We start from the raw sequence: 13,370 nt of genomic DNA, 5'->3' as shown, positions 1-13,370 counted from the left end.
CATGACCCAAGGCAAAGCCATTATTTTTTCTGCGCCGTCAGGATCAGGAAAAACTTCACTTGTGAAGCATCTGATCCAGCACATCCCCAATCTGGGATTTTCTATCTCCGCCTGTACCCGGGACAAGCGGGGCCGCCATGAAGTCCATGGCAAAGACTACTATTTTTTGACCCAGGAGCAATTCAAGCAGCACATCGACAATGACGACTTCATCGAGTGGGAGGAAGTCTACGCGGGCAACTTCTATGGCACGCTCAAAGAAGAAATCCAGCGCATCTGGGATTCTGGCAAGACAGTCATCTTTGATGTCGATGTCAAAGGGGGATTGGCACTGAAAAAATACTTCGGAGATCAGGCTTTGGCCATCTTTGTCAAAGTACCCTCTCTGGAAGTACTCAAAACGCGCCTGAATGACCGTGGCACCGAATCTGAGGAATCTCTCTCCCGCAGGATATTCAAGGCCGAATTTGAAATGAAATTCGAACCACAGTTTGATGTCAGCATCGTCAATGATGACTTTGGCGTATCCTCTGCCGAGGCCGAAAAGCTGGTCAGCGAATTCATAGCCTCTTAAGCAGTGAAGGTCGGACTCTTTTTTGGGAGCTTCAATCCCATCCACATCGGCCATTTGATCATCGCCAATACGATCTATGATCGCTCCGCACTAGATGAGGTGTGGTTTGTCGTCAGTCCTCAGAACCCCCTCAAAAAGCGGAAATCGCTGATCCATGAGTTTGATCGGCTGAAAATGGTCGAGCTGGCCATCGAAGCCAATTTCCACTTCCGGGCCAGCGATGTGGAATTTCACATGCCCCGTCCCAGCTACACCATCGATACGCTGACCTATCTCAGTGAGCAGTATCCCCAGCATGAGTTCAGCATTTTCCTCGGTTCGGACAATCTGAAGCAGTTCAAAAAGTGGAAAAACTACGAGCAGATTCTGGAGCAGTATCAGATCTATGTCTATCCCCGTCCCGGTGAGAAGCTGAGCTTTGATCATCCGGCATTCCATGAGATCGATGCGCCATTACTGGATATTTCGGCCACTTTTATCCGGACATCTATCCAAGAAGACAAATCTGTCCGCTACCTACTTCCAGAGAAGGTGGAAGAGTATATCAGGGATAAGAAGTTGTATTCTTAGACTACCAGAAGCCTAACTATCTAAAAAACATTTATTTATAGTCTTATTTGATTATTTATTCAAAAGAAATAACTTTAAGTAGTTTTCGAATGAAAGCTGTTTTTTGGCCAGAAACTTTTCAAATTTTAAAACCTTTTTTTATGAAAAAATCAATGATTTATGTGGCCTTATTTATGACCACTTTGCTAACAGGGATTGCTTTTGAAACGAAAGCGATTGGATTTAAATGTAAAGTTGAAATTATACCTTGTAGATTAGGGCCTCAAGCAGGTGGGATAGCTGGTGCTATTCTTACAGGTAATTCAAGACAAGTTTGTCATCAAAATGGTACTGGTTTGGATTGCAAATGTGGGCAATCTACAGCCTGTTAAGAATCTTTCGGCTGCTTTTTCATTAAAAAGCAGCCATTTTTCTTTCAAAGAGCTTCAACTTTTTAGTTATAGCTTAGGGTGAAACTTATTTTTGACCATTAAGAAAATTATGAAAAAGATCTCAAAATTGCTGATTGTGTTCTTCCTTACAAACTGCAATCAATCACCTCATAAGAGTGGATATTTAGACATTCCTCCCGAAACTGGTGAAGTTCGAAAAGTTTCAAGCCTTGTTAAAGATGTAACGATTACCCCTTTGATTGGCGATCTCGGTAATTTGCCATACGAGGCAGACAAAATATCAGTTACTGATGATTTAATTTTAATTGGCGATTTCAACTTTTCTCAATCTCTCTTTGCTTTTGATAGAGCTTCAGGGGAAACATTGGAAGTTCCTATTCGTAAAGGCGAAGGACCCTATGAGGTTAAAGAGGTGGATGATTTTTGGGTAGAAGGAAATCAAATCTATGTTTTGGACGGAATAGGCAGAAAGGTGATCCCGCTGTCTTATTGGGAAAAAACATTCGAAATCGAGGATCCTATCCGCTTGGAGGTCCTAACCCAACGATTTGCGAAAACCAAAACCGGTTTTGTGGCATTGACTGGAGGAGGGCAAGATAATGAGCTTGTATTTTTTAATAAAAGCGGAAAAGTAATTTCCAGCCACCTGCCCCATTCAATCGCTTACTTAATGAAGCCTCTCAACCCCTTTCATAAACTTCATAGTGATGACAGGACCATCTTTCATTCCAGTTTTGAACCGGTTTTCTACCAAGTAGAGCAGGGAGAATTAAATCCATTAGACACTCTAGCATTTCAAGGCAAAGGAATCCAAAGTCCAAAAAACACAGATTTCGTAATGGATCTGGACGGTTTTAACCAATTTCGTGAAAGTCTCAGGAATCAGCCATCCATGTTTTCGGTATTTGAAAGTACAGGTAAACAAACTATTCTTTTTTATTTCTACTCGAACAAATCCTACTTTGCTTTGTTTTCAGAAGAAAAAAATATTTCAATTCAATCTGAAAATCTGGTAAACGATTTAAGTTTTGATTACGAGGTTGGCTTTCCAATAGCAAAAGGAGTCTCCAATGCAAAATTTCTGGCAAGTATCATCAAAGAACAAGTCAACCAAGAACATCCAAATTTTGAAGGTTCAGAACTTCAAAAAGCAATAATAGCAAATCCATTGACAGAAGTTTTTCTTCTAGAGTTTAGTTTGGATTTAAAGCGAAAAAATTCTGACTAATACTTTGTTGAAAGCGAGTAATTTTTAGTTTATCATTATTCCAAATTCCTTGAAATTTATTCCTTGTTTTTTCTTAGCTGTTTTTCCTGCGCCACTCCAGAAAAGAAAACGTCTACAATTATCATCTTAGAGTATCTAAAACCCTAGAAAAAGGGAGCCTTTCCATTCAAAAAGCATCCCCTCTCCAGACGAATGCCGAAAACCTGATGGGTACATACATTCGAGTCAGAGTTGACAAATCCTCTTATTATTTGATGGACGAAAATTCGAAAGATGGGATTCATCAATTCAACGGAATTGGCGACCATTTGGGAATCATCGCTCCTATTGGAGATGGTCCTGAAAAACTTAGAAAGCTGGATGATTTTTTTATCAATGCCGATGGCAGCACCAAGATCCTTTCAGGAATCGGAGATCAAGCAACTATCTATAAAATTTCTCCCTTGCGAGAAATAGACCAAGTATTCCAAATCAATTATTTGGCCAGTTCATTTACTACAAATCCTTCAGGTGAATACTTACTTTATGGGAGCTACAATTTGCCTTTTACCAAGTTTCGCTTAGCTAAGACCGATCCTAAAGGAAATATAATCTCCTCTTTTTTGGAAAACACCTATACAAACAACCTCCTACCGATGACTGAGCGCAATTTTTTCCAAAACCAAAATAACTTGTATGTCATTGAGTCCTTTCAGCCTTATGTTTACCAGTTCCAAAATGACAGCTTGGAGAGCGTAGCCCAATTGGATTTTGGACGATATTCTATACCTGCTTATTTCTGGCAAGAGGATATCATGGATAGTTTTGGAAAAATGAGTGAATCTGGATTTGCAAACCTACATGGTGTCTTTGAAGATGAAACCTTGAGACTTCTGAGTGTCCACTTCCAAAAACCTGAAGGCATTTTTAAAGAAGTGGTGATAATAGAAAAATCCACTGGAAAAACTGTCAAATTATCCAGCAATCTGACAGATGATATGCTCTATCATTATCCAATTGGAGTAGAAGATGGTGAGCTGCTTTTTTTGACCTATCGATCTGTGATATTGGATGGCCTCCCAAAATCCGATTTGGATAAAATACAAATGGAAATACCACAACAGGAATTTGACTACCCTGTCATTATCAAAGCAAAAATTCGATTTAATGAATAGAATAATAGTTTGTCTTTTTATCCTATGCTTTTCCACCTTTGGCTGCAATAGCAAAACAGAGGAAATGATATTCCCAGAAAACTTGGAGCTGATCCATCCTGGGAATCGACCCTGTTCAGCTTGTGAGGCAAAGGTGATTAGCTATTTGAATATTACGGAAAGATCTCTTTACATCTTCTCGGACAATATTGTCGATTGGCAAGAATTTGCGGATTCCTATCCTGATTTATCCTTAGTCATCTATTTGGGAGGCAAAGGGAAAGATGCAGAAAGAAGCCCTGAGCAGATTCAGTCTTTTTTTGAAAAGAGAAATTTTCCCTACCCAGTCTATTTAGATCCAGAAGACCAATTTTTTGAAGTGAACCATTTAGATACTGTGCCCTTAGACAATAAAACCACTCTTTTCTTTCTCCTTCGAGGCAATGAGGTTTTGGATTTGTACGAATTTGGCATCCCAATTCTCCGTGCAAGTCAACTGGAGGAACATTTTGGGATGCAGGCCATTGATATTGTATCTGAATGAAGAATCCTTAGGAAAGCATTTATTTTGCGTTTTAGCCCCCTTCACTTTTCGAAGAAAAAAATTAATCCAATGGGGGAGCTAGTCTAAAAGTTAATATTTATAAAAATTAGTTTTCAAACGATAATTTCATATATCAGCGAAAAACTTAAGATTTTATTTCTATATTTTTATAAGATGAAAAATATTAGCTCCACCCTACCCCTACTTTTAGCCCTCACTTTTTGGGCCTGTTCCGATTCCGATCCTTCTGACGGTGCCATCTATTTCACTGAGGAAGATCTTCCGGCTCCCATTCAACTAAGAGGAGTCAAATACGATATCCCAGAAATCCTCAATCCCAGAGGACTGATGCTCAAGGATCAATACGCTGTGGTTTTCGAGCGAAAAAACGAATACGACAACAAGTTTCACATCATAGATCTGGAGTCGGGAAGCTATCTGCGATCCAAAGGAATCCACGGCATGGGCCCTGGAGAAACTACTACAATCACTCAAATAGAAGATGCAGGAGAGAAAAATAAAGTATGGGCTTATAATCCGGAAGTGAGAAAGTTTTCAAAGTATGACTTACTCGATACAAATCGCCTTGCCGAAGATGAATTTAGATCTCCAGAAACGGAGTTTTTCATTACCAGTGCTACGTGGGCTCAAGACCAAACACTTTTGGCAAACTTAGTCGATGGCTGGACCAAGTATCTTCATTTGACTACTTCTGGAGACACCTTGGCCACTTTCGGAAACTGGAAGGATATGATCGAAGGCAAAGAGCTACCCAATGGATACAAACAAGAAGATTTAGATGCCAATTTAGTCAGCACTATATTCCAAGGAACATTAAAGAGTGATCCAACAAAATCGCATTTTGTATTTGCTGGCAAGGTGGCTGATTTTATTGAAATCATTGATTTAAAAAATGAATCCAGCAAATTGATTTATGGTCCGACACATACTATTCCCTACTTCAAAATTAGCTATAGTATCGGATATCAGATGGCAGATTTCGGAAGGGAATCAACTTCCCGGTACATGGATGTTTCTCCTGTAAAAGATTCTTTTTTTGCTCTATTTTATGGTAAAACCTACAGAGAGCTCAGCGACTCGGAAAATCTCAACAGGATTTTCGAATTTGACTATGAAGGTAATCTGCTGAATCAGTATCAGCTCGACTATCCTGTATATGGGATTGAAGTCGATGAAAAAAACCGAGCCATCTACGCCGTGACAGTAGATCGGGAACCTAATCTGGTCCGGTTTGATTACTAAAGATTACTGGTGAACCCAGGATTAGGGGAAAGGAATTTTGCTTCCTTTCCCCTTTTTTGCTTTCTTGCTAGTGACCCAAGAGCCTACTTTTTCCCAACCCTAGTATTCAATAGATGAGCAAACACACCTATGACTCTGGCTTGATTGGCAACTGTGCCTACATCGCCCACATCGAAAAAAACAGCAATATCTCCTGGCTCTGTATGCCACGGTTTGATTCGGATTTTATATTTGGCGGCATGCTGGACCGCGAAAAAGGAGGGAAATTCACCATCCTACCAGAGTCTGGAGAGTTTGATTCTACCCAGCACTATGTGGAAAACACCAATATCCTCGAGACCATCATCAGGGACGGAGAGCATAGCTACAAGATCACGGACTGTGCCCCGCGATTCAAAAACTACGACCGCTACTACAAGCCCCAGATGCTCATCCGCAAAGTAGAGCCTCTGACAGGTAGCCCTAGGATTAAAATCGAATGCCAACCTGTCACAGATCGGGGACACTCGCAACTGACTCCAAGCATGGGGAGCAATCACATCCGCTACATGGGAATAGATCAGGAAGTTCGCCTGACCAGCAATGCCCCACTTAGCTACATTTGCGAAGGAAAAAGCTTTGTACTCCAAAAAGCCGTCTACTTGGTCTTCACCTATGGACGACCGCTGGAGGCTCCGATTGAGTCCACTTCGGAGCGTTTTCTGCAATCCACAAGAGAATACTGGCAGGGCTGGGTCAAATCCACCAGCATTTCCAATTTTCACCAGCGACTGGTACTTCGCTCGGCATTGATTCTGAAGATCCACCAGTTCGAAGATACAGGAGCCATCATAGCAGCCTCCACCACCTCTCTACCCGAGTCTCCGGGCTCGACCCGCAACTGGGACTATCGCTATTGCTGGATCAGAGACACATACTACACCCTGACTTGCTTCAATAGCTTGGGGCACTTCGAAGAGTTGGAAAAGTATTTCGAATTTATCCAAAACCTCCCCACTACGGCAGAAGGACGCTATCAACCGCTCTATTCTATCACCGGAGACTCGCTATTGACAGAGGAAATATCCGATCTCGATGGCTATCTGGGCAATAAGCCTGTTCGGTTTGGCAATCAAGCCTATACCCACATCCAAAATGATCTCTACGGTCAGGTACTTGTTTCCTTGCTCCCGCTCTATTCGGATCAGCGTTTTACCGAGTCGGAGAAAAGCCATTCCGAACCACTTATTCTCAATCTCCTTCAGAAAATCGAAGCGACCATGGATGAGAAAGATGCCGGCCTTTGGGAGTTTAGAAATCTGGCTCAAAAGCATTGTTACACCTATCTCTTCCATTGGGCAGGAGCATGTGCCGCTGCCAAGATCGGAATCCGTCTCAAAAACGACCTGCTCTATCAAAAGGCTATAGAGCTACGCGATGAGGCAGAGCGAAAAATAGAGGCATGCTACCTCCCAGAGCGTAAAGCCTATGCGCAAGCCATCGAATCCAAACACATGGATGCTTCTACTCTTCAATTGATCACGATGGGCTATTTTGGGGATGATCTGGAGCGTGCCAATAATCACCTCAAAGCGCTGGAAGAAGACCTTTTAGCCAAAGACTTTCTCTTTTACCGCTACAAGCACATGGATGATTTTGGGGTGCCGGAGACGACCTTTTTGATCTGTGCTTTCTGGTATATCGAAGCGCTCGCTTGCGTCAATCGGCTTGATGAAGCCATTGAAGGATTTGAAACTCTGACCAAATACTGCAATCACCTCAATCTCTTTTCAGAAGATGTCGATCAGGCTACGGGCAGCCAATGGGGCAATTTTCCGCAGGCTTACTCCCATGTAGGACTGATGAATGCAGCCTTCCGAATTGGGAAAAAACTGGATATGCCGAACTTCCTGTAATGGATTTGCGGGGGATTTTTCTCCCGCAATGAGGCAAAGAAACGAAAGTGATTTTTTCTCACGACGGCGCGGAGACGCAGATTCATCTCCATTCTATCTGGTGTATCTTATCTTCCAAGCCATTCTATTTCTCGAAGCCTATTTCCATCGTATTTCACAAATCCTATTTCAACCGCCTTTCCCAATTGCATGGTCTTTGCAGTAGAAGATGACTAGATTTGATCATATTAGTATCATTGATACCAGTGCGGAATCAGATTGAGAACTTAAGTTCATTTGCTCTAGCTGTGGTCAGTCTGCTGTTGACAAATTCTGCGCTGATCGATCTCTACTATTTGAGTATTGGCACAAAGCAACTAATCCGACTTTATAAAAACTATCCATGATTTCAAAAGGACTTCTTCCTGCTCTTCTCATTTCCGTAGTGTTGAGCTTTTCATCCTGTACAAGAGATGCTTATTACCAAAACAATAAAGCGCATCAGAAGAAGGTAGCAGAAGCGACTCAGGTACTTTTGGAAACGCCAAAAACAAAGCTAGAGAGTCCCAATGACACCCTGGTAATCAATGATCAATGGATCGGAACTACGAATTTCAGCATCCGAAAACCCAACTTTGTCGTCATCCATCACACAGCTCAGGAATCACTGGATCAGACTATCCGTACATTCACGGTGACGAGAACTTCCGTGAGTTCGCACTATGTCATCAGTCGGGACGGCACCGTCGTGCAAATGCTCAATGATTACCTTCGTTCCTGGCATGCCGGTCGCGGTAGCTGGGGCAATGATACAGACCTCAACTCTTCCTCGATCGGGATCGAACTGGACAATAACGGCTCGGAATACTTCACGGACAAGCAAATCGAGAGTCTGATACAAGTATTGAAAGTTCTCAAAGAAAAATACAACATTCCTACGGCCAACTTCATTGGCCATGCAGACCTGGCTCCTGGTAGAAAAGTCGATCCCAGTGAGTATTTCCCATGGAAGAAATTAGCCGATGCAGGATTTGGATACTGGTATGATGAAAAAATCCTCCAGCCTGATTATGAAGGAAAGGTTCCTGTAAACTTCAATCCCATCGATGCACTTCGAATCATCGGTTACAATATTTCAGACCCTGCTGCAGCGATTCAATCCTTCAAGCTCCACTTCACCAAAAGAGAGATCAACAATCCCGAATTGACTGATCTGGATAAGATGATCTTGTATGATTTGTACTTGAAATATCGATAAGGGGGATAATTCTCCCGCAAAGAGGCAAAGAGTCGAAGGTGATTTTTTCTCGCGGCGACGCGGCGACACAGATTAATATCCACTCTGTCTGCCGCATCCTATCTACCAAGCCATTCTATTTCGCAAAGCGTATTTCAAATAGTTTCCCGCAGATCTTCGCAGAAAAATTCACAGATGGACGCAGATTCAAGGACGATACCAGTGAATAATTTCTTTCAACATGATTATCCGTAATCCCACCGTTTTAATAAAGAAGGCTAAAATGAAGCCTTGAGGTTCAGATTCAAGCCGCTCCCGTCTTCGGTCTTCCCTCTCCTGTCCTCAAGTCCTATTAGGCAAAACATCTTGGAAATGCGATGCAATAGTGGGCATTCCTATTCTCAACCTACTGAATCAACTTCCCAAGCAGATTTCTCACTTGTCTAAATGATTTGATATTGTAATTGGCTTGAGTATAGGCATAGCCGACGCGAATGGAATAGGCTTCCTTTGGCATGGCTTTGAATGTGTCCTCATCTGTCCAATCATCTCCGATTGCCAAGATAAAATCATACTCTTGCCCCTTCATCAGTGCCGTGGCAGCACGTCCTTTATTGATATCTGGACGCTTGATTTCAAGCACCATATTTCCTTCTAAGACCTGAAGATTGTGTCCCCGAGCCATGTATTTCAGGTGACTAAAGAGCTCCCGCATTCTGAGATCTCCCAGACCGCTTTCTACTTTTCGATAATGCCAAACCAAGGAATGGTGTTTTTCTTCGATAAAGGCTCCCGGAGTCCTCAAGACATAATATTCCATCACTTTGCGGATATCGTCTTTCCAACTGTCATCCACCTCGGCATAGAGTTCCCAGTCTCCTTTATTCTCTTTCATTTTCACCCAAACACCATGCTCGGCGATCATGTCAATGTTCTGCCCTTTGAACCAAGTGCCTAGTGTATCCTTATCTCTACCAGAAATGATTACAACCTGAGCTTTTTCGCTCAAACCCTTCACAATAGCCTTGAGCTCGGCATCCGGCTTGGCATCTTGAGGATTGGAAGTGAAGCCTGTCAACGTACCATCATAGTCCAAAAACAAGACTGGATTTTTGGCGGCTTGAAAACTTTTCTGAATCTCATTGATGACTTTTGTATCCACATCTTTGGATGTCAGTTCGGCCTGCTTATGCTTGACATGCTCGATACGGTCCATGAAAACCTTCACCCATTGGAAAATATCGTACTTCTTGAGACTTTCCTGCATGGAACTGATTCGCTCTTTTTGCTCGTCTGGCTTCATCTGAAGGGCATCATAGATCGCCTGGATCACCGCTTGTTGATCATTGGGATTGACTAGGATCGCATCCTGCAATTCTTTGGAAGCTCCGGCCATTTCGGATAAAATCAATACTCCCGTCTGGTCCGTTTTGCTAGCTACAAATTCCTTGCAGACCAGATTCATTCCATCTCTTAGTGGCGTGACCAAAGCGATGTCTGACATATTGTAAAATGCACTCAGCTCCTCAAATGGGAAACTTCGGTAGAAATAATGAACCGGAACCCAGTTGAGGGTAGAATAGTCCGAATTCATCCTACCGACCAGCAAGTCAATCTCTTCTTTGAGCTCTTTGTAGGATTGCACTTTGTCTCGACTTGGGACCACGATCATGATCATGGAGACTTTGCCATGCAGCTCTTTGTGATCTTTGAGGAGCTGATTGAAAGCCTGCAAACGCTGCGGGATTCCTTTGGAATAGTCCAGTCGATCGATCGTGATGATGAGTTTTTGATCGCTGACCTGCTCCCGAAATTCCTTGACGATATTCTGGGTCTTTTTGCTTTTGGCCTGCTTCGCAAACTTGTCATAATCAATCCCCATCGGAAAGGAATCCACATTGATGATGCGGTTTTCGGCTTGGATATAGCCACTTTCATTGGAAAGTCCAGTGATCCTTCCCACTGCACTGAGGAAGTGCCGCATGTCATCATAGGTATGAAAACCGATCAAATCTGATCCGCAAACCCCTTCCAAAAGCTCCCTTCTCCAAGGGATCATTCGCAGAATCTCATAAGAAGGAAATGGAATATGCTGAAAAAACGCAATAGTCGCATTGGGCAAAACCTCTCGGAGCATCTGAGGCAAAAGAAGGAGCTGATAATCATGCACCCAGATCGTATCATCTGGTCCGGCTTTCTTTAGGATGGCTTCGCAAAACTTCTGATTGACCCGCACATAGGCTTCCCAATGTTCGGGATTGTAGACCATGAATTGGGTGAAGTAGTGAAAAGCCGGCCAGAGGCATTCGTTGCTAAAGCCCTCGTAAAACTGCTCCACATCTTCCTTGGAAAGAAAAACCGGAGCCATTTTGAGCTCATGTAGTTCCAAGATGATTTCTGCTCGCTGCTCGGCATCATCCACGGTATTTCCCGGCCAGCCAATCCAGATATTTTCGCCGGTTTTGTAGATGGATCCCAGTCCGGTCGCTAGGCCTCCAGCTGAAGGTTTGAACTCAAAACGTCCGTTTCGATGTCTGAGTGAAATAGGTAGTCGGTTTGATACAATGATGGTTTTTGCCATGGTGATTGAGATTAAAAACTAATGAGGCTACTGACCTCAAAGGCGATATGCTTAAAGATAGAAAAATATAGGTGGAAAAGGAGAGAATTCCTGTCCTTTCATAAATAGTTCATACAGACTTAAAACAAAAAACCCCGGGAAATCCCAGGGTTTAGAATTAATGTATCGGACTGAATTAAAGCCCAAATGTATCTTTGATTCTGTCTACAAAATCGAGTTTCTCCCATGTAAATAGCTCCACATCCAAAGTAATCTCATCTCTGTAAGGAGATAGGAATGTCTTGGTCACTACTTCATTTTGTCTTCCCATGTGGCCATAGGCAGCAGTCTCTTCATAGATCGGATTTCTCAATTTCAATCGCTGCTCGATCGCATAAGGTCTCATATCGAAAAGCTGAGAAACTTTCTTGGCGATCTCTCCGTCGGTCATGCCTACCTTGGAAGTACCATAGGTATTCACATAGATTCCCATCGGCGCTGCCACACCGATTGCATAGGATACCTGCACCAACATTTCGTCAGCTACACCTGCCGCTACCATATTTTTGGCAATATGACGCGTAGCATAAGCAGCGGAGCGGTCTACTTTCGATGGATCTTTTCCTGAGAAAGCTCCACCCCCATGAGCTCCTTTGCCACCATAGGTATCCACGATGATTTTTCTTCCGGTCAATCCGGCATCTCCGTGAGGTCCTCCAATTACAAACTTGCCGGTAGGGTTGATATGATAGTTGATATCATCTGTGAATAGCTTCTGCAATTCCGGCTTCAACTGAGCCTTCACTCGTGGAATCAAGATAGACACGATGTCAGATTTGATTTTGGCAAGCATTGCCTGCTCCTCATCAAAGTCATCGTGCTGCGTCGAAACCACGATCGCCTCGATTCGCTGAGGGACATTGTCATCACTGTATTCGATCGTCACCTGAGCTTTGGAGTCTGGACGAAGATATCCGATCTCTTTATTTTCCCTTCTCAAGGCTGCCAGTTCACGAAGGATCATATGAGATAGATCCAGCGCCAATGGCATGTAGTTTTCAGTTTCGTTAGTCGCATAACCAAACATCATCCCTTGATCACCAGCTCCCTGCTCTTCAGGATTGCCACGATCCACACCTTGGTTGATGTCTGCTGATTGCTCATGAATCGCCGAAAGCACTCCACAAGAGTTGCCTTCAAACATGTACTCACTTTTGGTATAACCGATCCGATTGATCACATCCCGGGCGATTTTCTGTACGTCCAGGTAGATCTCCGATTTCACTTCTCCCGCCAATACCACTTGTCCGGTGGTCACCAAGGTTTCACACGCTACTTTGGAATTGGGGTCAAAAGCTAAAAAATTATCGATTAATGCATCAGAAATCTGATCTGCGATTTTATCTGGATGTCCCTCAGATACTGACTCTGAGGTGAATAAATATGCCATAAATTTAGGTTCTAATTCCCTGCTCTAAGAAAGCCCAAAAATAGGGTATGCCCGCTAAATAAAAAACCTAAACCCAATACTTATCTCACTGACTGACATCCAATGTCCCCCTCATTTCACTCCACAAAACCTAAGTCTTTCTTTTTCACAATTCTTTTGATAGTTGATCGATTCATTTTTTACCTTTGAAGCATGAGACTCGTGTGCATCCTACTGAGCTTATTTACCCTCCTGCTATCCACTGGCCCATGCTGCCTAGAAGAGGATCGCTGTGAGGAAAACAGTTCCTTGGTCCAAAATGATGGAGCCCAAGAATCGGATGATTGCGCGAATTCATGTTCTCCATTTTTTGCCTGCGGCAGTTGTCCGGGCTGCGTAGTGTCACAATTCGACATGATTCCACTTTATTCTCTAGAAGAAAGTTCCCCCAGAATACCAATCTTGTGGCATGAGCTTTTGGTAGATGGTGTTTCTTCTCCTTTGAGAAAGCCTCCACAGGGCTGATTTTTCTCCAAAAACCTTAAATAGGTCCCCTTCTTTTTTTC

11 protein-coding genes are annotated in these 13,370 nt (G+C 43.0%); 9 read left to right on the top strand and 2 right to left on the bottom strand.

All coding sequences use genetic code 11. From position 1 onward, the window contains the following. The first annotated feature begins 1 nt into the window (after position 1). From gmk to G460_RS0116220, 9 genes are all read left to right on the top strand, one after another. Complete coding sequence (gmk, locus tag G460_RS0116260; protein ID WP_026956358.1) at positions 2-574, top strand: guanylate kinase; 573 nt, start codon at positions 2-4, stop codon at positions 572-574. 3 nt (positions 575-577) lie between these two features. After that, complete coding sequence (nadD, locus tag G460_RS0116255; protein WP_026956357.1) at positions 578-1,144, top strand: nicotinate (nicotinamide) nucleotide adenylyltransferase; 567 nt, start codon at positions 578-580, stop codon at positions 1,142-1,144. Positions 1,145-1,233: 89 nt separating this feature from the next. Next, positions 1,234-1,515 carry a hypothetical protein gene (locus tag G460_RS0116250; RefSeq protein ID WP_026956356.1) on the top strand — a complete coding sequence of 94 codons (282 nt, stop codon included), beginning with the start codon at positions 1,234-1,236 and terminating at the stop codon, positions 1,513-1,515. Positions 1,516-1,624: 109 nt separating this feature from the next. Beyond that, positions 1,625-2,764 (top strand): 6-bladed beta-propeller, encoded by a 1,140-nt coding sequence (locus tag G460_RS0116245; RefSeq protein WP_026956355.1) that lies wholly within the window; start codon positions 1,625-1,627, stop codon positions 2,762-2,764. A gap of 77 nt (positions 2,765-2,841) precedes the next feature. After that, complete coding sequence (locus G460_RS0116240; protein WP_342667614.1) at positions 2,842-3,918, top strand: 6-bladed beta-propeller; 1,077 nt, start codon at positions 2,842-2,844, stop codon at positions 3,916-3,918. Beyond that, positions 3,911-4,441 (top strand): TlpA family protein disulfide reductase, encoded by a 531-nt coding sequence (locus tag G460_RS0116235; protein ID WP_157366946.1) that lies wholly within the window; start codon positions 3,911-3,913, stop codon positions 4,439-4,441. The genes G460_RS0116240 and G460_RS0116235 overlap by 8 nt, the downstream gene beginning before the upstream one ends. A gap of 174 nt (positions 4,442-4,615) precedes the next feature. Next, positions 4,616-5,704 carry a BF3164 family lipoprotein gene (locus G460_RS0116230; protein WP_026956352.1) on the top strand — a complete coding sequence of 363 codons (1,089 nt, stop codon included), beginning with the start codon at positions 4,616-4,618 and terminating at the stop codon, positions 5,702-5,704. 113 nt (positions 5,705-5,817) lie between these two features. After that, a complete protein-coding gene (locus G460_RS0116225; RefSeq protein ID WP_026956351.1) occupies positions 5,818-7,599 on the top strand; it encodes a glycoside hydrolase family 15 protein in 1,782 nt (593 codons plus the stop codon). 382 nt (positions 7,600-7,981) lie between these two features. Beyond that, positions 7,982-8,836 (top strand): N-acetylmuramoyl-L-alanine amidase, encoded by an 855-nt coding sequence (locus G460_RS0116220; protein WP_026956350.1) that lies wholly within the window; start codon positions 7,982-7,984, stop codon positions 8,834-8,836. A 385-nt stretch (positions 8,837-9,221) separates the two neighbouring features. Here the strand turns inward: G460_RS0116220 and G460_RS0116215 are convergent, their stop codons facing one another. Beyond that, positions 9,222-11,396 (bottom strand): bifunctional alpha,alpha-trehalose-phosphate synthase (UDP-forming)/trehalose-phosphatase, encoded by a 2,175-nt coding sequence (locus G460_RS0116215; protein ID WP_026956349.1) that lies wholly within the window; start codon positions 11,394-11,396, stop codon positions 9,222-9,224. A 175-nt stretch (positions 11,397-11,571) separates the two neighbouring features. Then, a complete protein-coding gene (metK, locus tag G460_RS0116210) occupies positions 11,572-12,825 on the bottom strand; it encodes a methionine adenosyltransferase (protein ID WP_026956348.1) in 1,254 nt (417 codons plus the stop codon). Positions 12,826-13,370: the final 545 nt, after the last annotated feature.

This window comes from Algoriphagus vanfongensis DSM 17529, assembly GCF_000429465.1.
Lineage (GTDB): Bacteria > Bacteroidota > Bacteroidia > Cytophagales > Cyclobacteriaceae > Algoriphagus > Algoriphagus vanfongensis.
The sequence above is the reverse complement of the archived record's forward strand: the minus strand, read 5'-3'. Positions and strand labels throughout refer to the sequence as shown.